The organism is Friedmanniella luteola (assembly GCF_900105065.1).
Lineage (GTDB): Bacteria > Actinomycetota > Actinomycetes > Propionibacteriales > Propionibacteriaceae > Microlunatus > Microlunatus luteolus.
This window is the reverse complement of the sequence record NZ_LT629749.1, coordinates 1,446,543-1,468,523: the sequence shown is the minus strand read 5'-3', so window position 1 is coordinate 1,468,523 and position 21,981 is coordinate 1,446,543. Positions and strand designations below refer to the sequence as shown.

The following is a 21,981-nucleotide window of genomic DNA, read 5'->3' as shown; positions in this document are numbered from 1 at the left end:
GTGGTCCGGCTCGGCTCGTGAGGCACCCTCCCCGCGCTGGACCCCGTCGACGGCGTGGGTTAGCCTCCGCGGGACAGCAGCGGAGCCGCGGCCCCGTCCGTCGACCGAGGGTGGTGACGCAGGTGGGCTCCAGGGCGTGCCAGGACGGTCGGGACGGCGCGGCGACCGGGACGGACGCCTCATGAGGGCCGTCGTCTTCCACGAGCCCGGGCGCTTCTCCGTCGACGAGGTGCCGGAGCCCGTCGCCGGCCCCCGGCAGGTGGTCGTGCGGGTGGAGGCCGTCGGGATCTGCGGCACGGACGTGCACGTGCTGGACGGGGAGTTCGCACCGACCCGCTACCCGATCATCCCGGGTCACGAGACGTCCGGCGTCGTGGAGTCGGTCGGCAGCGACGTGCACGAGCTGAGCCCCGGCGACCGGGTCTCGGTCGACCCCACCCTGTACTGCGGCGAGTGCCAGTTCTGCACGGCGGGCCGGACGAACCTGTGCGAGCGCTGGGACGGCTCGGGCGTCGCCCGCACGAACGGCTCCACCGCGGAGCTCACCGTCGCCCCCGTCCGCAACGTGCACCGGCTGCCCGACGGCGTGGACCTGGCGCTGGCGGCCCTCGTCGAACCGCTGGCCTGCGCCATCCACGGCTACGACCTGCTGCCGCGGCGGATGGGCGAGCACTACCTCGTCTACGGCGCCGGCACGATGGGGCTGATGATGGCCCAGCTCGCCCCGCGGGCCGGAGCGGCCTCGGTCACGGTGGTCGACCGGCTGCCGGAGCGCCTCGAGACGGCCCGGCGGGTCGGGATCAGCCGGGTGGGCACGTCCGCGGACGACGTGCAGCGCCTCGGCGGCTGGGACGTCGTCATCGACTGCACGGGCGCACCCGCCGCCATCGAGGACGGGCTGTCGCGGGTGCGGCGCGGCGGCACCTTCCAGCAGTTCGGGGTCGCCCCGGTGGACGCCACCGCGACCTTCTCCCCCTTCCGGGTCTACCACGACGAGATCTCGGTGGTGGGGTCGATGGCCGAGCTGCGGTCCTACGCCCGGGCGGTGGAGATGTTCGCCGCCGGAGCCCTCGACGCGCCCGCGATGGTCAGCCACGCGTTCCCGCTCGACGGCTACGGCCTCGCCCTGTTCCGTCGCGGAGCGGGACGCAAGCTGCAGATCCGCCCCGGCTCCGCGACCGCCGTGGAGCTGGGCGGCTCGTGACCGTCGGCGTGACCCGGCGCCGCTCGGGCTCGCGCCACCGGGCCATCGCCCGCTGGCTCGCCGTCGAGGGCCGGTGGGCCTCCTCGTGGTCGCCGCCAGTCCGGAGCCAGCGATACTGCAACCCTTCACCGAGCGCGGCCTGCCGGTCACCGTCACGCCGCCTCGCGACCCCGGAGCACAGGAGATGACGTGACGTACGTAGCCGGTGTGGATTCCTCCACCCAGTCGGTCAAGGTGGTGGTCTGCGACGCCGAGACAGGTGCCGTGGTCCGCTCGGGGCGCGCAGCCCACCCCGACGGCACCGAGGTGACGGCGGCGGCCTGGTGGGACGCCTACCGGAGCGCGACCGCCGACCCCGCCCTCCTGGACGGCGTCGAGGCGCTCGCGGTCGGCGGCCAGCAGCACGGGATGGTGACACTGGACGAGTCGGGCGAGCTGGTCCGCGACGCCCTGCTCTGGAACGACAACCGGTCGGCGCGCGACGCGCGGGACCTGATCGACGAGCTCGGCGGCGCGGCCGCCTGGGCCGACGCCGTGGGCACCGTGCCGGTCGCCTCCATGACGGTGACCAAGCTGCGCTGGCTGGCCCGCGCGGAGCCCGAGCACGCCGCCCGGACGCACGCCGTCGTGCTGCCGCACGACTGGCTCACCTGGCAGCTCGGCGGCCGCAGCTTCGACCCGGTCACCGACCGCGGTGATGCGTCCGGCACCTGCTACTTCGACGCCACCGCCGACCGGTACCGCGACGACCTCGTCCGCCGGGCCATCGGCCACGACCTCGCGCTCCCCCGGGTGGCCCGTCCCGACGAGGTGGTCGGCCACACGCCCGAGGGCATCGCGATCGCCGCGGGGACCGGCGACAACATGGCGGCGGGGTTGGGACTGGGGCTGCGGGAGCAGGAGGCCGTCGTCTCCCTCGGCACCAGCGGTACCGCGTTCACCCGCAGCACCGCGCAGACCCACGAGCCGACGGGCACGGTGGCCGGCTTCGCCGACGCCACCGGCGCGTTCCTGCCGCTGGTCTGCACCCTGAACGGGGCGCGCAACCTGGTGGCGGCCGCCGAGCTGCTCGGCGTGAGCCTGGACGAGCTGAGCCGGCTCGCGCTGTCGGCCGAGCCGGGCAGCGGGGGCCTGACCTTCCTGCCCTACCTGGAGGGCGAGCGCACGCCGCCGCTCCCGGACGCCCGCGGGGAGCTCCTCGGTCTGACGTTGAGGAACATGACGCCGGCGAACGTCGCCCGCGCGACCATCGAAGGTGTCCTGTGGAGCCTCGCCTACGGCGTGCAGGTGCTCCAGGAGCAGACGGGGCCGGTCACCGCCATCACCCTGACGGGCGGCGCGTCCCAGTCCGACGCCGTCCGGCGCATCGCGCCCGCGGTGTTCGGGCTGCCCATCCGGGTCACCGACACCTTCGAGAGCGTGGCCGTCGGAGCCGCGCGCCAGGCCGCCTGGGCGCTCACCGGTGCGCTGCCCGACTGGCCGGTCCCCGTGCTGAGCGAGCACGAGCCGACGACCGCCGACCAGGTGGCCGCGACCGAGCTCAGCGAGCGCTACCGCGCCGTGCTGCTGGAGCGCCACCCGTCGACGGGCGCCGTCGCCCTCTCCACGGAGACCGCCGGCTGAGCCCTGGTCCGCCGAACGCAGCGAGGGGGGCACGCCAGCCGGCGTGCCCCCCCCTCTGCACTGTCCTGACGTGCCCAGACGTGGAAATACTTCAAGCCCGACCCCGAAAGGGTCAGGCTTGAAGTGTGTTGTCCGGCGACGTCCTAGTCTCCCACACGGTCCCCCGTGCAGTACCATCGGCGCTGAAAGGCTTAACTTCCGGGTTCGGAATGGGACCGGGTGTTTCCCTAACGCTGTGATCACCGAAACTCTATGAAGATACCTGCGCAAACCCCCCGCACCCAACCCCCACCAAACCCGAAGAGGGAGATGAGAGTGGTGCTCGGGGGTTCCCGACCGTATCTCGAGAACCTCACAGTGGACGCGTAGCATCTTTGTAGAAAACAAGCCCTCGGCCTATTAGTATCGGTCAGCTCCACACATTACTGTGCTTCCACATCCGACCTATCACCCAGTGATCTGCTGGGGGCCTTACCAGGTTACCCTGTGGGAGCCATCATCTTGGAGCGTGCTTCCCGCTTAGATGCTTTCAGCGGTTATCACTTCCGAACGTAGCCAACCAGCCGTGCCCTTGGCAGGACAACTGGCACACCAGAGGTTCGTCCGTCCCGGTCCTCTCGTACTAAGGACAGCTCTCCTCAAGACTCCTACGCGCGCAGCGGATAGGGACCGAACTGTCTCACGACGTTCTAAACCCAGCTCGCGTGCCGCTTTAATGGGCGAACAGCCCAACCCTTGGGACCGACTCCAGCCCCAGGATGCGACGAGCCGACATCGAGGTGCCAAACCATGCCGTCGCTATGGACGCTCGGGCAAGATCAGCCTGTTATCCCCGGGGTACCTTTTATCCGTTGAGTGACGGCGCTTCCACATGCCACCGTCAGATCACTAGTCCCGACTTTCGTCCCTGCTCGAGGTGTCCCTCTCACAGTCAAGCTCCCTTGTGCACTTACACTCGAAACCTGATTGCCAACCAGGCTGAGGGAACCTTTGGGCGCCTCCGTTACCTTTTAGGAGGCGACCGCCCCAGTCAAACTACCCATCAGGCACTGTTCCTGATCCAGATAATGGACCTAGGTTAGATATCCAGAACAGCCAGAGTGGTATTTCAACGATGACTCCACAACCACTGGCGTGGCCGCTTCACAGTCTCCCACCTATCCTACACAAGCTGTACCGAACACCAATACCAAACTATAGTAAAGGTCCCGGGGTCTTTCCGTCCTGCTGCGCGTAACGAGCATCTTTACTCGTAGTGCAATTTCGCCGAGTCCATGGTCGAGACAGCGCCCAAGTCGTTACGCCATTCGTGCAGGTCGGAACTTACCCGACAAGGAATTTCGCTACCTTAGGATGGTTATAGTTACCACCGCCGTTTACTGGCGCTTAAGTTCAGAGCTTCGCCTTTCAGCTAACCCTTCCCCTTAACGTTCCAGCACCGGGCAGGCGTCAGTCCGTATACATCGTCTTGCGACTTGGCACGGACCTGTGTTTTTAGTAAACAGTCGCTTGGGCCTGGTCTCTGCGGCCTCCCACGCCTTCCGGAGTAAATCCGTCAACATGGTCGGCCCCCCTTATCCCGAAGTTACGGGGGCATTTTGCCGAGTTCCTTAACCATGGTTATCTCGATCACCTTGGTATTCTCTACCTGACCACCTGTGTCGGTTTAGGGTACGGGCGGCTCAACAACTCGCTCACGAAGGTTTTCTAGGCAGCATAGGATCACCCACTCGCCCACCCGTAAGTGGACCAGCCGTCATGTCTCAGGCACAAGAGGTGCGGATTTACCTACACCTCGCCCTACGCACTTAGCCCGGGACTACCATCGCCCGGGATGGGCTACCTTCCTGCGTCACTCCGCAGCTTGCCTACTACAAGATCGGGTCACAGACTCACTGACCATTGACCCGAAGGTCGCCGGCAGCTCGCGTGCTTAGCATCACTCGATTCGGCATGATCGTTGCAGCGCCGGTACGGGAATATCAACCCGTTGTCCATCGACTACGCCTGTCGGCCTCGCCTTAGGTCCCGACTTACCCAGGGCAGATTAGCTTGACCCTGGAACCCTTGGTCTTTCGGTGGAGGAGTTTCTCACTCCTCATTCGCTACTCATGCCTGCATTCTCACTCGTGTGCTCTCCACGGCTGGATCACTCCGCCGCTTCATCGCGCACACGACGCTCCCCTACCCATCCACACACCTGGACCCACAAGGGGCCGAGTTAACATGTGAATGACACAGCTTCGGCGGATTGCTTGAGCCCCGCTAAATTGTCGGCGCAGAACCACTTGACCAGTGAGCTATTACGCACTCTTTCAAGGGTGGCTGCTTCCAAGCCAACCTCCTGGTTGTCTGCGCAGCTCCACATCCTTTTCCACTTAGCAACCGCTTAGGGGCCTTAGCTGGTGTTCTGGGCTGTTTCCCTCTCGACTACGAACCTTATCGCCCGCAGTCTCACTGCCGCGCTCTCACTTACCGGCATTCGGAGTTTGGCTAATTTCGGTAAGCTTGTGGGCCCCCTAGACTATCCAGTGCTCTACCTCCGGCAAGAAACACGCGACGCTGCACCTATATGCATTTCGGGGAGAACCAGCTATCACGGAGTTTGATTGGCCTTTCACCCCTATCCACAGCTCATCCCCCAGGTTTTCAACCCTGGTGGGTTCGGGCCTCCACGACGTCTTACCGTCGCTTCACCCTGGCCATGGATAGATCACTCCGCTTCGGGTCTAGAGCACGCGACTCAATCGCCCTATTCGGACTCGCTTTCGCTACGGCTTCCCCACACGGGTTAACCTCGCCACGTACCACTAACTCGCAGGCTCATTCTTCAAAAGGCACGCCGTCACATCCACGCAAGCGTGTTTGCTCCGACGGATTGTAGGCAATCGGTTTCAGGTACTATTTCACTCCCCTCCCGGGGTACTTTTCACCTTTCCCTCACGGTACTTGTCCGCTATCGGTCACCAAGGAGTATTTAGGCTTAGCAGGTGGTCCTGCCAGATTCACACCGAATTTCAGGGGTTCGGTGCTACTTGGGGTAACGCTCAGCAGTGATCGTCTTACGTCTACAGGGGTGTTACCTTCTATGCCGGACCATCCCAGAGTCCTTCGACTTCAACGATCATTTCTTACTGCTCGGCTGCTTGACAGCACAACCCGAACGGCCCCACAACACCACATGCGCAACGCCTGTCAGCTATCACACGCACCTGGTTTGGCCTCTTCCGCGTTCGCTCGCCACTACTGACGGAATCACTGTTGTTTTCTTTTCCTGTGGGTACTGAGATGTTTCACTTCCCCACGTTCCCTCCTACTGCCCTATATATTCAGGCAGAGGTCGCCGGACATTACTCCGGTTTCTTTCGAGGTTTCCCTATTCGGAGATCCCCGGATCGAAGCTCGTTTACCAGCTCCCCGGGGCTTATCGCAGGTTACAACGTCCTTCATCGGCTCTTGGTGCCTAGGCATCCACCGATTGCCCTTAGTAGCTTGTTAATTACTACAAAGATGCTCGCGTCCACTGTGAAGTTCTCAACACACGGGCGGAAACCAGACCCAACCACCCCCAAAGGACAGCCGGCATCGGTCCGCACTGAAAGCCACCCACCGAAGTGAGCGAACCCTCAGGACCTAACAGCGTGCTCAGGCCCACCCACCCTCACCTCGAGGTTCCACTCCCCACCCCCAGCAAAGCCGGGAACGAAGTTGTACTGACGAAGATCAGATCGATGAGCTTAATAGTCAATGTTCCACATTCCGGCGCCCGACCGGCTACACACGTTCGGTGTAGAACCGGCCGACATGAACACACCTTTTGAGTGTGCCATATGGCTCCTTAGAAAGGAGGTGATCCAGCCGCACCTTCCGGTACGGCTACCTTGTTACGACTTAGTCCTAATCGCCAGTCCCACCTTAGACGGCTCCCTCCCACAAGGGGTTGAGCCACCGGCTTCGGGTGTTACCGACTTTCATGACTTGACGGGCGGTGTGTACAAGGCCCGGGAACGTATTCACCGCAGCGTTGCTGATCTGCGATTACTAGCGACTCCGACTTCATGGGGTCGAGTTGCAGACCCCAATCCGAACTGAGACTGGCTTTTTGGGATTCGCTCCACCTTGCGGTATCGCAGCCCTTTGTACCAGCCATTGTAGCATGCGTGAAGCCCTGGACTTAAGGGGCATGATGACTTGACGTCATCCCCACCTTCCTCCGAGTTGACCCCGGCAGTCTCCTATGAGTCCCCACCATTACGTGCTGGCAACATAGAACGAGGGTTGCGCTCGTTGCGGGACTTAACCCAACATCTCACGACACGAGCTGACGACAGCCATGCACCACCTGTATACCGACCTTGCGGGGGCTACATCTCTGCAGCTTTCCGGCATATGTCAAACCCAGGTAAGGTTCTTCGCGTTGCATCGAATTAATCCGCATGCTCCGCCGCTTGTGCGGGCCCCCGTCAATTCCTTTGAGTTTTAGCCTTGCGGCCGTACTCCCCAGGCGGGGCACTTAATGCGTTAGCTGCGGCACGGAGAACGTGGAATGTCCCCCACACCTAGTGCCCACCGTTTACGGCGTGGACTACCAGGGTATCTAAGCCTGTTTGCTCCCCACGCTTTCGCTTCTCAGCGTCAGGTAATGCCCAGAGAACCGCCTTCGCCACCGGTGTTCCTCCTGATATCTGCGCATTCCACCGCTCCACCAGGAATTCCGTTCTCCCCTGCATCCCTCTAGTCCGCCCGTATCAAAAGCAGGCTCAGGGTTAAGCCCTGAGTTTTCACTTCTGACGCGACGAACCGCCTACAAGCCCTTTACGCCCAATAATTCCGGACAACGCTCGGACCCTACGTATCACCGCGGCTGCTGGCACGTAGTTAGCCGGTCCTTCTTCTGTAGGTACCGTCAGTCACCCTTCGTCCCTACTGAAAGCGGTTTACAACCCGAAGGCCGTCATCCCGCACGCGGCGTTGCTGCATCAGGCTTGCGCCCATTGTGCAATATTCCCCACTGCTGCCTCCCGTAGGAGTCTGGGCCGTATCTCAGTCCCAGTGTGGCCGGTCGCCCTCTCAGGCCGGCTACCCGTCGAAGCCTTGGTGAGCCATTACCTCACCAACAAGCTGATAGGCCGCGAGCCCATCCCTGACCGCCGGAGCTTTCCACCACCCCCCAGGAAGGAGACGATGAATATCTGGTATTAGCAGCTGTTTCCAACTGTTATTCCAGAGTCAAGGGCAGGTTGCTCACGTGTTACTCACCCGTTCGCCACTCGTGTACCCCCGAAGGGGCCTTACCGTTCGACTTGCATGTGTTAAGCACGCCGCCAGCGTTCGTCCTGAGCCAGGATCAAACTCTCCGTTGAAAAATATCGCAAAACCAACCAACCCCGAAAGGCCAGCCAGCAACAGCGTCAAAAACAACGAGTTCAACCACTGACAGAACCCAATAGCTGGGTCAATCAACAATCAATCTCAAAGGAATCCGACCCAACCCAACCCCGACCCACCCCGAAGGACAGACCAGAACCAAGCCAGGCACGGGTTTCAATTAGTGCATATTTGGCATTGACTTTAAGCACGCTGTTAAGTTCTCAAGACTCGCTCACACACCGCACCAGGCTTTTCAATTCCCGGCTTGGGGCGACTCGTAATACTTTAGTCCGGCTCTTTCCCCGAGTCAAATCGAGTTCCGCACCGGACTTTTTCTCCCCACTCTCAGCTGACCACCAGGAGAACTGCTGCCAAATGGGCAGACAGATCCCTCGTCGGATCGTGCTGAAGGTTGGTCCCCCGGGCCGGCCACCAGGTCTTCGACCGGCGTCCCGCACCCTCAGGGCTCGGACTACGTTACGCGGAGGTGACGGATGAGTCAACTCCGAGCCCGCAGCCCAGGTCGTGCACCCCAGGACAACGGTCCGTCCGGGACGAGCGACTCAGCTGAGCGCAACTCGACCCTGACGTGACCTTCCAGGGGTTGCCCTCCCGGTCGGCCACCGACTCTGGTGAACCAGAGCTCGTGGTGTCCTGCATCCCGTTGGGGCTTGGACAACACTACGGTTCGCCGGGCCCCTGCTCAACTCGACGGGCTGTGGCCTCCCTCACAGCCACCGCCCCGCTGGCCCGACCGCTCAGGAGCCGACCCTCACCGTCACCGCTCCCACGGTCCGCTTGCCCCGCCGGGCGATGACGTACCGACCGTGGAGCAGGTCGTCCGGGCTCAGCACGGCGTCGACGTCGGACACCTTGACGTTGTTGATGTAGGCCCCTCCCTCGGCGATGGCCCGCCGCGCCGCCCCCCGCGAGGCGACCACCCCGCTCCGCTCGAGGACCTCGACGACGCTCGGCAGCTGCGCGGGTGCCCCCAGGTCCACGACCCCGAGCTCGGCCACCACCCCCTCGAGCACCGGACCGGTCAGGTCGCGCAGGTCCGACCGGCCGAACAGGGCGGCGGCGGCGGCCACCGCCGCGTCGCGCTCCGCCGGTGAGTGCACCAGGGCCGTGACGTCGTCGGCCAGGGCCTTCTGGGCCAGGCGCAGGTGCGGCTGCTCGCGGGTGGACCGCTCCAGCTCCTCGATCTCCGCCCGCGTGCGGGAGCTGAACACCTTGAGGTACTCGACCACCTTCGCGTCCTCGGCGTTGAGGAAGAACTGGTGGAAGGCGTAGGGCGAGGTCATCGCAGGGTCCAGCCAGACCGTCCCGCCCTCGGTCTTCCCGAACTTGGTGCCGTCCGCCTTGGTCAGCAGCGGGGTCGCCAGCGCGTGCACCCGCGCGCCCTCGGCCCGACGGACCAGCTCGACGCCGGCGGTGATGTTGCCCCACTGGTCGCTGCCCCCGAACTGCAGGGTGCAGCCCTGGCTGCGGAACAGCTCCAGGTAGTCCATCGACTGGAGCAGCACGTAGGAGAACTCGGTGTAGGAGATGCCGTCCTCCAACCGGTTCCGGACGACGTCTCGGGCCAGCATCCGGTTCACCGGGAAGTGCTTGCCGACGTCGCGGAGGAAGTCCAGGACCGACAGGGGTCCGGTCCAGTCGAGGTTGTTCACCACCCGCGCGGCGTTCGGCCCGGAGAAGTCGAGGTACCTCTCCACCTGGCTGCGGATCCGCTCCACCCAGCCGGCGACCGTCTCGGGGGAGTTCAGCGTCCGCTCGCCGGAGTCCTTCGGGTCCCCGATCATCCCCGTCGAGCCGCCGACGAGCAGCAGCGGCCGGTGGCCGGCGGCCTGCAGGTGGCGGGCCACCATCAGCTGCACGAGGTTCCCGAAGTGGATGCTCGGCGCTGTCGGGTCGAAGCCGACGTAGAAGGTTACCGGACCTGCCTCGAGGTGGTCGGCCAGCGCCTCCTCGTCGGTCGAGTTGGCCAGCAGGCCCCGCCACTTCAGCTCGTCCAGCACCGCGCTCGTCACGGTCGACCACCCTACTGACCGGCTGTCGTCCCGGCTCGCCCGCTCCGCCCCCACCGGGAGCGGCGATCGGACCGTCAGCCCCGGCCCGGAGACTCCGCGGCCCAGCGCTGCAGGCGCTCGCGCACCCCGACGAGCTCGGCCAGCTGCTCGCGGACCCGGACCGTCGCCGTCCCCCCGCGGCCGTCCCGGGAGTCGATCGAACCCGCGACGGTGAGCACGTCGAGCACCCCCGGTCCGAGGTCCGGTGAGATCGCGGTCAGCATCGCCGGCGTGAGGTCGGAGAGCTCGAGCCCCTGCTGCTCGCAGTAGCGGACGGTCGCCCCGGCGACGTGGTGCGCCCGGGCGAAGGGGACCCGCTGCCGCACCAGCCAGTCGGCCACGTCGGTGGCCAGCGAGAACCCGCGCGGGGCGAGGTCCGCCAGCCGGTCCGGGTGGAACGTCAACGTCGCGACCATCCCGGCCACGGCCGGCACCAGCACCAGCAGCTGGTCCACGGAGTCGAAGACCGGTTCCTTGTCCTCCTGCAGGTCGCGGTTGTAGGCCAGCGGCAGGCCCTTGAGGGTAGCCAGCAGGCCGGTGAGGTTACCCAGCACCCGACCCGCCTTGCCGCGCGCCAGCTCGGCGACGTCCGGGTTCTTCTTCTGCGGCATGATGCTGGACCCGGTCGACCAGGCGTCGGCGAGCGTGGCGAAGCCGAACTCGTGGGTGCACCAGAGGATGACGTCCTCGCTGAGCCGGGAGAGGTCGACCCCCACCTGGGCCAGCACCCACGCCGCCTCCGCGACGACGTCCCGGGCCGCGGTGCCGTCGATGGAGTTGGGCACGCTGCCCGCGAACCCGAGCTCGGCCGCCACCGCCTCGGGGTCGAGCCCCAGGGAGGTGCCGGCCAGCGCGCCCGAGCCGTAGGGGCTCAGGGCCAGCCGGCGGTCGAGGTCGACGAGCCGGTCGACGTCGCGCAGCAGGGGCCAGGCGTGCGCCAGCAGGTGGTGGGACAGCAGCACCGGCTGGGCGTGCTGCAGGTGGGTGCGTCCGGGCATCGGCACGCCGAGGTGACGCTCGGCCTGCGCCTCCAGGGCCGCGACCACGCCCAGCACCTCGGCCGCCACCCCGCGCAGGGCGTCGCGCAGGTAGAGCCGGATCAGGGTGGCGATCTGGTCGTTGCGGGACCGGCCTGCCCGCAGGCGGCCGCCCAGCTCCGGTCCGACGCGTTCCACCAGCCCGCGCTCGAGCGCCCCGTGCACGTCCTCGTCGGTCGGGGCGGGGCCGAACGCCCCCGACGCCACGTCGGTGGCCAGGGCGTCGAGGCCCGCGAGCATGACCGCCAGCTCGTCGTCACCCAGCAGGTCCGCCGCGTGCAGCGCCCGGGCGTGCGCCCGCGACCCGGCCAGGTCGTAGGGCGCCAGCCGCCAGTCGAAGTGGGTGGACCGGCTGAGCGCGGCCATCGCCTCCGCCGGTCCGCCGGCGAAGCGGCCGCCCCAGAGCCGGCCCTCGTGCTGCTCCGTCACCGGCTCAGCTCCGCGCACCACTGGGCCGGCCGGTCGAGAGCTCGTCCCGGCGGGCGGCCAGCTTGCTCGACATCCCGTAGATCTCGATGAAGCCGCGGGCCTGGGACTGGTCGAAGCTGTCGCCCTCGTCGTAGGTGGCCAGGTTGAAGTCGTACAGGCTGGTGCCGCTGCGCCGACCGGTCACCGTGGCGCGGCCGCCGTGCAGCGTCATCCGGATCTCCCCGGTGACCGCCGACTGCGCCTCGTCGATGAACGTGTCCAGCGCCCGCTTGAGCGGGGAGAACCACTGCCCGTCGTAGACGAGCTCGCCCCAGCGCTGGTCGACGCCGCGCTTGTAGCGGGCCAGCTCGCGCTCGATGGTCACGTTCTCGAGCTCCATGTGCGCGGTGATCAGCGCGATGGCGCCGGGCGCCTCGTACACCTCGCGGCTCTTGATGCCCACCAGCCGGTCCTCGACCATGTCGAGGCGGCCGACGCCCTGGCCGCCCGCACGGGTGTTGAGCTGCTGGATGGCCTCCAGCACGGAGACCCGCGTGCCGTCGATCGCCACCGGGACGCCGGCCTCGAAGCTGATCGTCACCTCGTCGGCCTCGCGCTGCACGGTCGGGTCGGCGGTGTAGTCGTACACGTCCTCGATCGGCCCGTTCCAGATGTCCTCGAGGAACCCGGTCTCCACCGCGCGCCCCCAGACGTTCTGGTCGATGGAGTAGGGCGACTTCTTGCTCTGGTTGATCGGCAGCCCCTTCTCCTCCGCGTACGCGATGGCCTTCTCACGGGTCCAGGCGTAGTCACGGACGGGCGCGATGACCTTGAGGTCGGGAGCGAGGTTGGCGATGCCGACCTCGAAGCGGACCTGGTCGTTGCCCTTGCCGGTGCAGCCGTGGGAGACGACGGTGGCGCCGTGCTCGCGGGCCGCCTCGGCGAGGTGCCGGACGATCAGCGGCCGCGACAGCGCGCTGACCAGGGGGTAGCGGTCCATGTAGAGGGCGTTGGCGCGCAGCGCCGGCAGGCAGAAGTCCTCCGCGAACTCGTCCTTGGCGTCGACGACGACGGACTCGACCGCGCCGCAGTCCAGGGCGCGCTGGCGGATGAGCTCCATGTCCTCTCCGCCCTGGCCGACGTCGACGGCCACGGCCACGACCTCCTGCCCGGTCTCTTCGGTCAGCCAGCCGATGCAGACGCTGGTGTCGAGTCCGCCGGAGTAGGCGAGGACGATCCGATCGCTCACGAGTTGAGTCCTTTGCTGTCGTTCGGGGTGGGGTGCGGGTCAGCGGGGGTGGGGAGGCCGGCGGCGTCCTTGCCGGTGCGCTCGCCGCGGCTCATGGTGAGCAGCCGGTCGGCCAGCGCGGCCCCGCCCTCCGGGCTGCGGGTGATGAGCAGGATGGTGTCGTCCCCGGCGATGGTGCCGAGGATGGTCTCCCAGCCGACGCGGTCGATGGCCGAGGCGAAGTACTGGGCGGCGCCGGGCGGGGTGCGCACGACGACGAGGTTGGCCGATGGCTCGGCCGAGACGAGCACCTCGGCGCACAGCCGGGCCAGCCGCGCCTCGAAGGTCGCGAACTCCCCGACGTGCGGGGTCCGGTCGCCGCCGTCGCCGGGCACGGCGTACACCAGGTGGCCGCCGGCCCCGCGCACCCGGAGGGCGCCGACCTCGACGAGGTCCCGGGACAGGGTGCCCTGGGTGACCTGGGCGCCCTCGGCCGCCAGCAGCTCGGCCAGCTCGGTCTGCGAGCGCACCTGGTGGGTGCCGAGCAGCGCGATGATCCGCGCGTGCCGGGCGGTCTTGGTGAGCGGGGCGGTGGGGGCGGTCATGGTCACCCGTCCTCCCCGGCGGCCCAGCCGGCGAGCAGCACCAGGACGGCCTTCTGCACGTGCCGGCGGTTCTCGGCCTCGTCCCACACGACCGACTGGGGGCCGTCCAGGACCTCGGCGTCGATCTCCTGGCCGCGGTAGGCGGGCAGGCAGTGCAGCACGAGGGCGTCCGGCGCGGCCCGGGCGAGCAGCGCGCTGGTCAGGCTGTAGGGGCTGAACACCGCCACCCGGTCGACGCCGTCACCCTCCTGCCCCATCGAGACCCAGGTGTCGGTGGCCACGACGTCGGCGCCGGCGACCGCGGCGGCCGGGTCGTCGAGGACCGCCACGCTGCCCCCGGTCGTGGCGGCGACAGCGGCGGCCCGCGCGAGGACCTCGGGCGACGGCTGGAAGCCCGCCGGGGCGCCGACCCGCACGTGCAACCCGGCCGTCGCGCCACCCAGCAGGTAGGAGGCCGCCATGTTGTTGGCGCCGTCGCCGAGGTAGGTCAGGGTCAGCCCCTCGAGCCGGCCGCGGTGCTCCCGCACGGTGAGCAGGTCGGCCAGGATCTGGCAGGGGTGGAAGTCGTCGGTGAGGGCGTTGACCACCGGCACCCCGGCGTGGGCGGCCATCGTCTCCAGGTCGGCCTGGGCGAAGGTCCGCCAGACGACCGCCGACGCCTGCCGGCCGAGCACCCGGGCCACGTCGGCGACCGACTCCCGCACGCCGACGCCGGCCAGCCGGGCGTCGACGATCATCGGGTGACCGCCGAGCTCGGCGATCCCGGCGGCGAACGACGCCTGGGTGCGCAGGGTCGGCTTGTCGAACAGCACGGCGACGCTCTGCGGCCCGGCGAGGGGCTTCAGCCGGTACGGCTCGGCCTTGAGGGCGCTCGCCAGGTCGAGGACGGTGGCCTGCTCGGCCGGGCTGAGGTCGTCGTCGGCCAGGAAGTGCCGCAGCGTGCCGGTCACGCCGCGGCCGTCCGGCTGGCGTCGAGCAGGCCGGGGAGGGCCGCGGTGAAGGTGTCGAGCTGGGCCGCAGTGGTGATCAGCGGCGGCGCGAGCCGGAGGACGTCCGGCCGGGGCGCGTTGATGACGAAGCCGGCGTCGAGGGCGGCGTCGCTGACGGCGGCCGCCACCGGCTCGGTCAGCACGATCCCGCGCAGCAGCCCCCGGCCCCGGACGCCAGCGACCAGTGGGTGCCCCAGCCCGGTCACCGTCGCGGCCAGGTGCTCCCCCATCGCCGTGGCGTGCTCGAGCAGGCCGTCGCGCTCGATGACGGCGATGACCGCCAGCCCGGCGATGGCCGCGACGGGGTTGCCGCCGAAGGTGCTGCCGTGGCTGCCGGGCTGCAGCATCGTGGCGGCCCGGCCGCGGGCGACGCAGGCGCCGACCGGGAAGCCGTTGCCCAGACCCTTGGCCAGCGTGACCACGTCGGCGCGGACGCCGTCGGCGACGTGGGCCAGCCAGGCGCCGGTCCGGCCCATCCCCGTCTGCACCTCGTCGATCCACAGCAGGGCACCGGCGGCGTCGCAGAGCGCGCGGGCCCGCGCGAGGTAGCCGGCGGGCGGCTCGACGATGCCGTTCTCGCCCTGCAGCGGCTCGAGGACCACGGCGGCGACGGTGTCGTCCAGCTCGGCGGCGAGCGCGGCGGCGTCGCCGTAGGGGACGAAGACGACGTCGCCGGGCAGCGGCTCGAACGGCGCCCGGTACTTGGGGTTGTGGGTGATCGCCAGCGCCCCGAGGGAACGGCCGTGGAAGGCGCCCTCGGTGGAGATGATCTTGGTCCGGCCGGTCATCCGGGTGAGCTTGAAGGCCGCCTCGTTGGCCTCGGTGCCGGAGTTGGTGAAGAAGACGCGGGCGTCGCCGGGCCCGTCGGGGTCGACCATGGCGGCCAGCCGTTCGGCCAGCGCCACCTGGGCGGGCGTCGCGAAGAAGTTCGACACGTGCCCGAGGGTCGCGATCTGGCCGGTGACGGCCGAGAGCACGGTCGGGTGCGCGTGGCCGAGGGCGTTGACGGCGATCCCGGCCAGCAGGTCGAGGTAGCGGCGACCCTCGGCGTCCCAGACGTAGGCACCCTCGCCGCGGACGAACACGCGCTTCGGCAGGCCGAAGGTGTTCATCACCGCGTGGGCGTAGCGGTCGAGCACCGCGCTGGAGGTGCTGGGCACCCCGGCGAGCTCGACGGGGACGGTCAGGTCGGTCATGCAGGGCCCCCGGAGGAGTGGGTGGTGGCGGGCGGGGTGAGCGCGGCGGCGCCGAAGTCGCCGTTGGTGAGCTCGTGCGGCGGGATCGGCTCGGACGCGGGGAACACCCGGCTGCCCAGGCGGACCAGGCCGTCCTGGGTGACCATCGTGCCGATGCCGGCGTTGGTGAAGATCTCCAGCAGCAACGCGTGCGGCACGCGGCCGTCGGTGACGGTGGCGCGGGTCAGGCCGCCCTCGACCGCGCGCAGGCAGGCCTCCATCTTGGGCACCATGCCGGACGACAAGCTGGGCATCAGCTCCCGGAGCTCGGACGCCGAGAGCTCCTGGATGACGTCGGTGCTGGCCGGCCAGTCGCGGTAGAGGCCCTCGACGTCGGTCAGCACGACGAGCCGGTCGGCCTGCAGGGCGACGGCGAGCGCGGCGGCGGCGGTGTCGGCGTTGACGTTGTGCACGACGCCGTGGACGTCGGGCGCGATCCCGGCGACGACGGGCACGCTGCCGGAGTCGATCAGGCCCTGCACGGCCTCGGTCCGGACGTCGACGACGTCACCGACCAGCCCGAGGTCGACCTCCTCGCCGTCGACGACGGTCCCCCGTCGCTCGGCGGTGAACAGGCCGCCGTCCTCGCCGGACAGCCCGACCGCGACCGTGCTGTGGCTGTTGATCAGCCCGACGAGGTCGCGGCCGACCTGGCCGACCATGACCATCCGGACGATCTCCATCGCCTCGGGGGTGGTGACGCGCAACCCGCCCCGGAACTCCGACGGGATGCCCAGCCGGCCGAGCATGGAGGAGATCTGCGGCCCGCCGCCGTGCACCACGACGGGGTGGATGCCGCAGCGCTTCATGAACACGATGTCCTGGGCGAAGGCGCGCTTGAGCTCCTCGTCCACCATGGCGTTGCCGCCGTACTTGATCACGACGGTCTTGCCGGCGTAGGTCTCCAACCAGGGCAGGGTCTCGGTGAGGATCGAGGCCTTCTCCACCAGCGAGATCGGCAGGTTCGGGGCGTCGGGGCTCATGTGGAGTACTCCGCGTTCTCGCGCACGTAGTCATACGTCAGGTCGTTGGTCCAGACGGTCGCCGAGCGGGGTCCGGCGCGGAGGTCGATCTTCACCTCGACGGAGCGACCGCTGAGGTCGACCCGGTCGCGCGGCTCGCCGATGCTGCCGTCGACGCAGACCTTGACCCCGTTGAAGGAGACGTCGAGCCGGTCCGGCTCGAAGGCGGCGGCGGTGGTGCCGACCGCGGCCAGCACCCGACCCCAGTTGGGGTCCCCGCCGAAGACGGCGCACTTGAACAGGTTGCTGCGGGCGACGGCCCGGGCGACCTCGACGGCGTCGTCCTCGGTGGCCGCGTGCGTGACGGTGATCGCGATCTCGTGGGCGGCGCCCTCGGCGTCGGCCAGCAGCTGCAGGGCGAGGTCGCGGCAGGCCTCGTCGAGGGCCGCCTGGAAGTCGGGGGCGGCCGGCCGGACGCCGGAGGCACCGCTGCTCATCAGGATGACGGTGTCGTTGGTGGACATGCAGCCGTCGCTGTCGACGCGCTCGAAGCTGCGCCGGCAGGCGCTGGCCAGCTGGTCCTGCACCAGGGCCGGGTCGAGCACCGCGTCCGTGGTCAGCACGACGAGCATGGTGGCCAGGCCCGGCGCCAGCATCCCGGCGCCCTTGGCCATCCCGCCGACCGACCAGCCCTCGTCGACGTAGCTGACCTGCTTGGCCCGGGTGTCGGTGGTCATGATCGCCTCGGCCGCCGCCTGCCCGCCGTCCCCGGTGAGCGATCCGGCGAGGGCGTCGACGCCGGCGGTGAGCCGGTCCAGCGGCAGCCGCTCCCCGATCAGGCCGGTCGAGCAGACGGCGACGTCGATCGCGCCCACCGTCGACCCGCCCGGGTCGACCGCGGTCAGCGCGGCGGCGACGTGCTCGGCGGTGCGGTGGGTGTCGGCGAACCCTTCGGGGCCGGTGCAGGCGTTCGCCCCGCCGGAGTTCAGCACGACGGCGCGCAGCCGCCCGTCGGCCAGCACCTGCTGCGACCACAGGACGGGCGCGGCCTTGACGCGGTTGGTGGTGAAGACCGCAGCGGCGACCTGCTCCGGACCGGTGTTGACGACGAGGGCGAGGTCGGGCTTGCCGCTGGGCTTCAGGCCGGCGGTGGTGCCGCCGGCGACGAAGCCGGCGGCGGCGGTGACGCTCATGCGTGCTCCTCGAGGGTGATCGCGTGGCCCGCCTGCTGCCACACGGCGACGGCGTCGTCGGCCCGGGCGCTGGGGACGAGGACCCAGTCGGTGTCGAAGGTCGACTGCGCCAGGATCGAGATCCCGGCGGCGGCGAGCGGCTCCAGCAGGCCCGCGAGGACGCCGACCAGCGAGTGCTCGAGCGGCCCGTCGACGCTGAAGGCCACGAACGGCCCGACGGCGGTGACCGTGCCGGGCAGTGCCTCCCAGGCGCAGAGGACCGAGAGCTCGTCGGCGGTCCGCGTGACGCCCCAGCAGGGTGTCTCGAAGGCGTCGTCGAGGGCCCAGCGCGGAACGGACGCGTGCGCCGCCAGCCGCGCCTGACCCAGCTCCCCGGCGTGCCGGGTGAGTTCCCAGGCGGTCACGGGGCGACCCCCGCCGTGCTGAGCCCGGTGGTCTCGGGCAGCCCGAGGGCCAGGTTCATGCACTGCACGGCGCCGCCGGCGGTGCCCTTGGTCAGGTTGTCGAGGGCGGCGACGGCGACCAGCCGGCCGGCCGCCTCGTCGACGGCGACCTGCAGGTGGACCGCGTTCGCCCCCAGGACGGACTGGGTCTGGGGCCAGTGGCCGGGCGCGAGCAGGTGCACGAAGGGCTCGTCGTCGTAGTCGGCGTGGTAGGCCGCCCGCACCGCGTCGAGGTCGACCCCGCCGTGCAGCGGCGCGGTGCAGGTCGCGAGGATCCCCCGCGACATCGGCACCAGGACCGGGGTGAAGGAGACGGTGGGGTCGTCCGCGCCGCAGACGTCGAAGTTCTGCAGCATCTCAGGCACGTGCCGGTGGGTGCCGCCGACCCCGTAGGCGCTGGCGGATCCCATCAGCTCGGCCCCGAGCAGGTGCGGCTTGAGGGACTTGCCGGCACCCGAGGGCCCGCTGGCCGCGACGACGACGGTGTCGCGGGCGTCCGTGAGCCCGTGGTGGATGGCCGGCAGCAGCGCCAGCGTGGCGCTGGTCGGGTAGCAGCCGGGGACGGCGACCCGGCGCGCTCCCGCGAGGGTCTCCCGCTGACCGGGCAGCTCGGGCAGCCCGTAGGGCCAGCTCCCCGCGTGCGGGGAGCCGTAGAACTTCTCCCAGGCCGCCGGGTCGGTGAGCCGGAAGTCGGCCCCGCAGTCGACGACGAGGGTCTCCGGGTCGAGCGCCTCCGCGACGGCCGCCGAAGCGCCGTGCGGCAGGGCCAGGAAGACGACGTCGTGGTCGGCCAGGTTCTCGGTCGTGGTCTCGAGGACGGTCCGGTCGGCCAGCGGCACCAGGTGGGGTTGGGACTCGGCCAGCGGCCTGCCCGCGCTCGAGCCCGCCGTCAGGGCGCCGATCTCCACCGCCGGGTGGCCGAGCAGCAGCCGGAGCAGCTCGCCCCCGGCGTACCCCGTGGCGCCCGCCACCGCCACCCGAAGAGTCATGTGCATGAGTATGTCAGGTAACGCATGCCTATGTCACATCGGGCTGACCCCTCACTCCGTCCGCTGCACCGCCCCGGTGTCCTGAGCCGCGCGGGCGACGGCCGCATCCCGAGCCGCCGCGGTCTCGGCGTCGGTCAGCGTGCGGTCGGGTGCACGGAAGCGGAGGGCGAAGGCGAGGGACTTGCGGCCCTCGCCGATCTGCGGCCCGGTGTAGATGTCGAACAGCGTCACCGACTCCAGCAGCTCCCCGGCGCCGGCTGCGAGTGCCGCGGCGACGTCGGCCGACGGCACGGAGGCGTCGACGACGAGGGCCACGTCCTCCTTGGCGACGGGGTGGGAGGACAGCGGGCTGATCCGGCCCACCTCGGGCGCCGCAGCGACCAGCACGTCGAGGTCGAGCTCCAGGGCCGCCGTCCGGGGCGGCAGGCCGAAGGCCGCGATGACGCTGGGGTGCAGCTCGCCGGCGTGCCCGATGACGATGCCGGTGCCGGGCAGCACCACCGCTGCGCAGCGGCCGGGGTGCCACGGGGCCGCGTCGGCGGCCCGCCGCTCGAGCTCCAGTCCGACCGCCCGGCCGGCCAGGTCGGCCAGCGCGAAGGCGTGGCTCCAGCCGGCCCGCTCCCCCGGCGTGTCCCAGCCGGGCCGGCGCCAGGCCCCGGTGAGCACCGCGGCGAGGTGGCGCGGCTGGTCACCCAGGGCGTCGTCCATCGCCGCGAGGTCGGCGTCGGACGGCCGCCCGGCCACCGAGGGTCGCGGGGCGGCGACCCGGGTCGCGGGGGCGAAGAAGACCGACCCGGTCTCGAACAGGGCCAGATCGTCGTTGCCCCGGCTGGTGTTGCGGGTGACGGCGGCGAACAGGCCCGGCAGGATCGTCGTCCGCAGGTACGGGCTCGTCTCGGCCAGCGGGTTGAGGATGCGGGTCAGGGCGCGCCGCCGGTCGTCGGCCGGCAGGCCCATCCTGTCCAGGTCCTCGGCGGCGGCGAACGGGAAGCTCAGCACCTCGACGAAACCCGCGCCGGCGGTGGCCGCGGTGACGGCCCGCCGGGCCTGCTGGGCCGGCGTGAGCCCCCGGCCGACCGGCGCGCGCGGCACCACCGGCGGGATGTTGTCGTAGCCGACCAGCCGGCCGACCTCCTCGACGTAGTCGTAGGGGTCGGTCAGGTCGGGCCGCCAGGTCGGGGCGGTGGCCCGCAGCGTCGGGCCGTCCACCTCGAGCTCGGCGCCCACGCTCTGCAGCAGCTCGACGACCCGCTCGGTCGTCAGCTCGACCCCGAGGACGCGCGGCGCCAGGTCGGCGTCGAGGACGGTGGTCGCTCCCGGCGGCACGGCGCCGCTGACGGTCTCGGCCGCGTCGAGGGTGCCGCCGGCCAGCTCGACCAGCAGGGCCGCGGCCCGGTGGGCGGCGGCGTAGGCCGCCCCGGGGTCGACGCCGCGCTCGAAGCGCCGCGAGGCCTCCGACGTCAGCCGGTGCCGGCGCGACGTCCGGGCCAGGGTCAGCGCGTCGAAGTGCGCGGCCTCCAGGACCACCGACGTCGTCGACGCCGACAGCTCGCTCGAGGCGCCCCCCATCACACCGGCCAGGCCGATCGGGCCCGAGTCGTCGGCGATCACGAGGTCGGCCGGGTCGAGGTCGCGGACGACGTCGTCGAGGGTCGTCAGCTGCTCCCCCGCCGCCGCCTGCCGGACGACGACGGTGCCGGCCAGCCGGTCGGCGTCGTAGGCGTGCAGGGGCTGCCCGGTCTCGAGCATCACGTAGTTGGTGATGTCGACGGCCAGCGAGATCGGCCGCATGCCGGCGAGCTGCACGCGGCGGGCCAGCCAGCGCGGGCTCGGCCGGGTGGGGTCGATCCCCGTGACCGTGAGCGCCACGAACAGCGGGCAGGCCGCCGACTCCCGCCGCACGGGGTGGCCGGCCGCGACCTCGGGGGGGACCGGTCGGTCGACCGGGTCGGTGAACGCGACGCCGGTGGCCTGCGCGGCCTCGCGGGCGAGTCCGCGCAGCGACATGCAGTAGCCGCGGTCGGGGGTGACGTCGAGGTCGAGGACGGTCTCGCGCAGGTGCAGCACGGCGGCCGCGTCGGTGCCCGGGACCAGGTCGGGCTCGGTGAGCACGATGATCCCGTCGTGGTCGTCGCCCAGACCCAGCTCCCGGGCGGAGCAGATCATCCCGTCGGAGACGTGGCCGTAGGTCTTGCGGGCGGCGATCCGGAAGTCTCCGGGCAGCACGGCCCCGGGCAGGGCGACGACGACGAGGTCGCCCGCGCCGAAGTTGTGGGCGCCGCAGACGATGCCGCGGGAGGCCGGGGTCTCGCCGTCCGCGGCGTCGTTGTGGTCGCCGACGTCGACGCGGCACCAGTTGATCGTCTTGCCGTTCTTGTGCTGCTCCGGCTCGGCGGACAGCACGCGGCCCACGACGAGCGGGCCCGTGACGTCGGCGCCCGCCTGCTCGACGGCCTCGACCTCGAGGCCGGCGCGCACGAAGGCCTCGGCCAGGGTGCGGCCGTCGAGGTCGGCGGGCAGCGCGGCGTACTCGGCCAGCCAGCTGAGCGGCGCCCTCATGACGCGTTCTCCCGTGTGGTGTCGCGGACGCGGCGGGGGTCCGAGGGGGTCGTCCCCCTGGCAG

General features: G+C 69.7%; 13 protein-coding genes and 3 rRNA genes. 2 read left to right on the top strand and 14 right to left on the bottom strand.

What is annotated here, in order from left to right; translation table 11 throughout:
- Nucleotides 1-181: 181 nt before the first annotated feature.
- Together BLT72_RS06945 and xylB are read left to right on the top strand one after the other, a co-directional pair.
- Nucleotides 182-1,204: a zinc-dependent alcohol dehydrogenase family protein gene (locus BLT72_RS06945; protein ID WP_091411422.1), complete on the top strand. Its 1,023-nt coding sequence runs from the start codon at nucleotides 182-184 to the stop codon at nucleotides 1,202-1,204.
- A gap of 189 nt (nucleotides 1,205-1,393) precedes the next feature.
- Nucleotides 1,394-2,827, top strand: coding sequence for a xylulokinase (gene xylB, locus BLT72_RS06940; RefSeq protein WP_091411419.1), 1,434 nt, complete (start codon nucleotides 1,394-1,396; stop codon nucleotides 2,825-2,827).
- 130 nt (nucleotides 2,828-2,957) lie between these two features.
- Here xylB and rrf read toward each other — a convergent pair.
- From rrf to pheT, 14 genes are all read right to left on the bottom strand, one after another.
- A 5S ribosomal RNA gene (gene rrf, locus BLT72_RS06935) occupies nucleotides 2,958-3,074 on the bottom strand.
- Nucleotides 3,075-3,206: 132 nt separating this feature from the next.
- A 23S ribosomal RNA gene (locus BLT72_RS06930) occupies nucleotides 3,207-6,325 on the bottom strand.
- Nucleotides 6,326-6,669: 344 nt separating this feature from the next.
- Nucleotides 6,670-8,190, bottom strand: a 16S ribosomal RNA gene (locus BLT72_RS06925).
- Together the 16S, 23S and 5S rRNA genes form the textbook arrangement of a ribosomal RNA operon.
- Nucleotides 8,191-8,955: 765 nt before the next feature.
- Nucleotides 8,956-10,230: a tyrosine--tRNA ligase gene (gene tyrS, locus BLT72_RS06920; protein WP_091411417.1), complete on the bottom strand. Its 1,275-nt coding sequence runs from the start codon at nucleotides 10,228-10,230 to the stop codon at nucleotides 8,956-8,958.
- Nucleotides 10,231-10,304: 74 nt separating this feature from the next.
- Nucleotides 10,305-11,735 carry an argininosuccinate lyase gene (argH, locus tag BLT72_RS06915; RefSeq protein WP_280949247.1) on the bottom strand — a complete coding sequence of 477 codons (1,431 nt, stop codon included), beginning with the start codon at nucleotides 11,733-11,735 and terminating at the stop codon, nucleotides 10,305-10,307.
- A gap of 4 nt (nucleotides 11,736-11,739) precedes the next feature.
- Nucleotides 11,740-12,963 carry an argininosuccinate synthase gene (locus BLT72_RS06910; protein ID WP_091411414.1) on the bottom strand — a complete coding sequence of 408 codons (1,224 nt, stop codon included), beginning with the start codon at nucleotides 12,961-12,963 and terminating at the stop codon, nucleotides 11,740-11,742.
- Entirely contained in the window at nucleotides 12,960-13,547 is a 588-nt protein-coding gene (locus tag BLT72_RS06905) for an arginine repressor (RefSeq protein ID WP_091411412.1), read from the bottom strand. Before BLT72_RS06905 ends, BLT72_RS06910 begins: the two co-directional genes overlap by 4 nt.
- 2 nt (nucleotides 13,548-13,549) lie before the next feature.
- A complete protein-coding gene (gene argF / locus BLT72_RS06900) occupies nucleotides 13,550-14,497 on the bottom strand; it encodes an ornithine carbamoyltransferase (RefSeq protein WP_091411409.1) in 948 nt (315 codons plus the stop codon).
- Nucleotides 14,494-15,732, bottom strand: a complete 1,239-nt coding sequence (locus tag BLT72_RS06895; protein ID WP_091411407.1) for an acetylornithine transaminase — start codon at nucleotides 15,730-15,732, stop codon at nucleotides 14,494-14,496. The genes argF and BLT72_RS06895 overlap by 4 nt, the downstream gene beginning before the upstream one ends.
- Complete coding sequence (gene argB, locus BLT72_RS06890) at nucleotides 15,729-16,754, bottom strand: acetylglutamate kinase (RefSeq protein WP_091411405.1); 1,026 nt, start codon at nucleotides 16,752-16,754, stop codon at nucleotides 15,729-15,731. The genes BLT72_RS06895 and argB overlap by 4 nt, the downstream gene beginning before the upstream one ends.
- Nucleotides 16,751-17,926 carry a bifunctional glutamate N-acetyltransferase/amino-acid acetyltransferase ArgJ gene (gene argJ / locus BLT72_RS06885; protein ID WP_091411404.1) on the bottom strand — a complete coding sequence of 392 codons (1,176 nt, stop codon included), beginning with the start codon at nucleotides 17,924-17,926 and terminating at the stop codon, nucleotides 16,751-16,753. The genes argB and argJ overlap by 4 nt, the downstream gene beginning before the upstream one ends.
- Nucleotides 17,923-18,330, bottom strand: coding sequence for an ACT domain-containing protein (locus BLT72_RS06880; RefSeq protein ID WP_157720331.1), 408 nt, complete (start codon nucleotides 18,328-18,330; stop codon nucleotides 17,923-17,925). The genes argJ and BLT72_RS06880 overlap by 4 nt, the downstream gene beginning before the upstream one ends.
- On the bottom strand, nucleotides 18,327-19,358 hold the full coding sequence (gene argC / locus BLT72_RS06875; protein ID WP_091411400.1) for an N-acetyl-gamma-glutamyl-phosphate reductase: 1,032 nt from the start codon (nucleotides 19,356-19,358) through the stop codon (nucleotides 18,327-18,329). The genes BLT72_RS06880 and argC overlap by 4 nt, the downstream gene beginning before the upstream one ends.
- Nucleotides 19,359-19,409: 51 nt before the next feature.
- Nucleotides 19,410-21,917, bottom strand: coding sequence for a phenylalanine--tRNA ligase subunit beta (gene pheT / locus BLT72_RS06870; RefSeq protein ID WP_091411398.1), 2,508 nt, complete (start codon nucleotides 21,915-21,917; stop codon nucleotides 19,410-19,412).
- Between the last annotated feature and the right edge of the window lie 64 nt (nucleotides 21,918-21,981).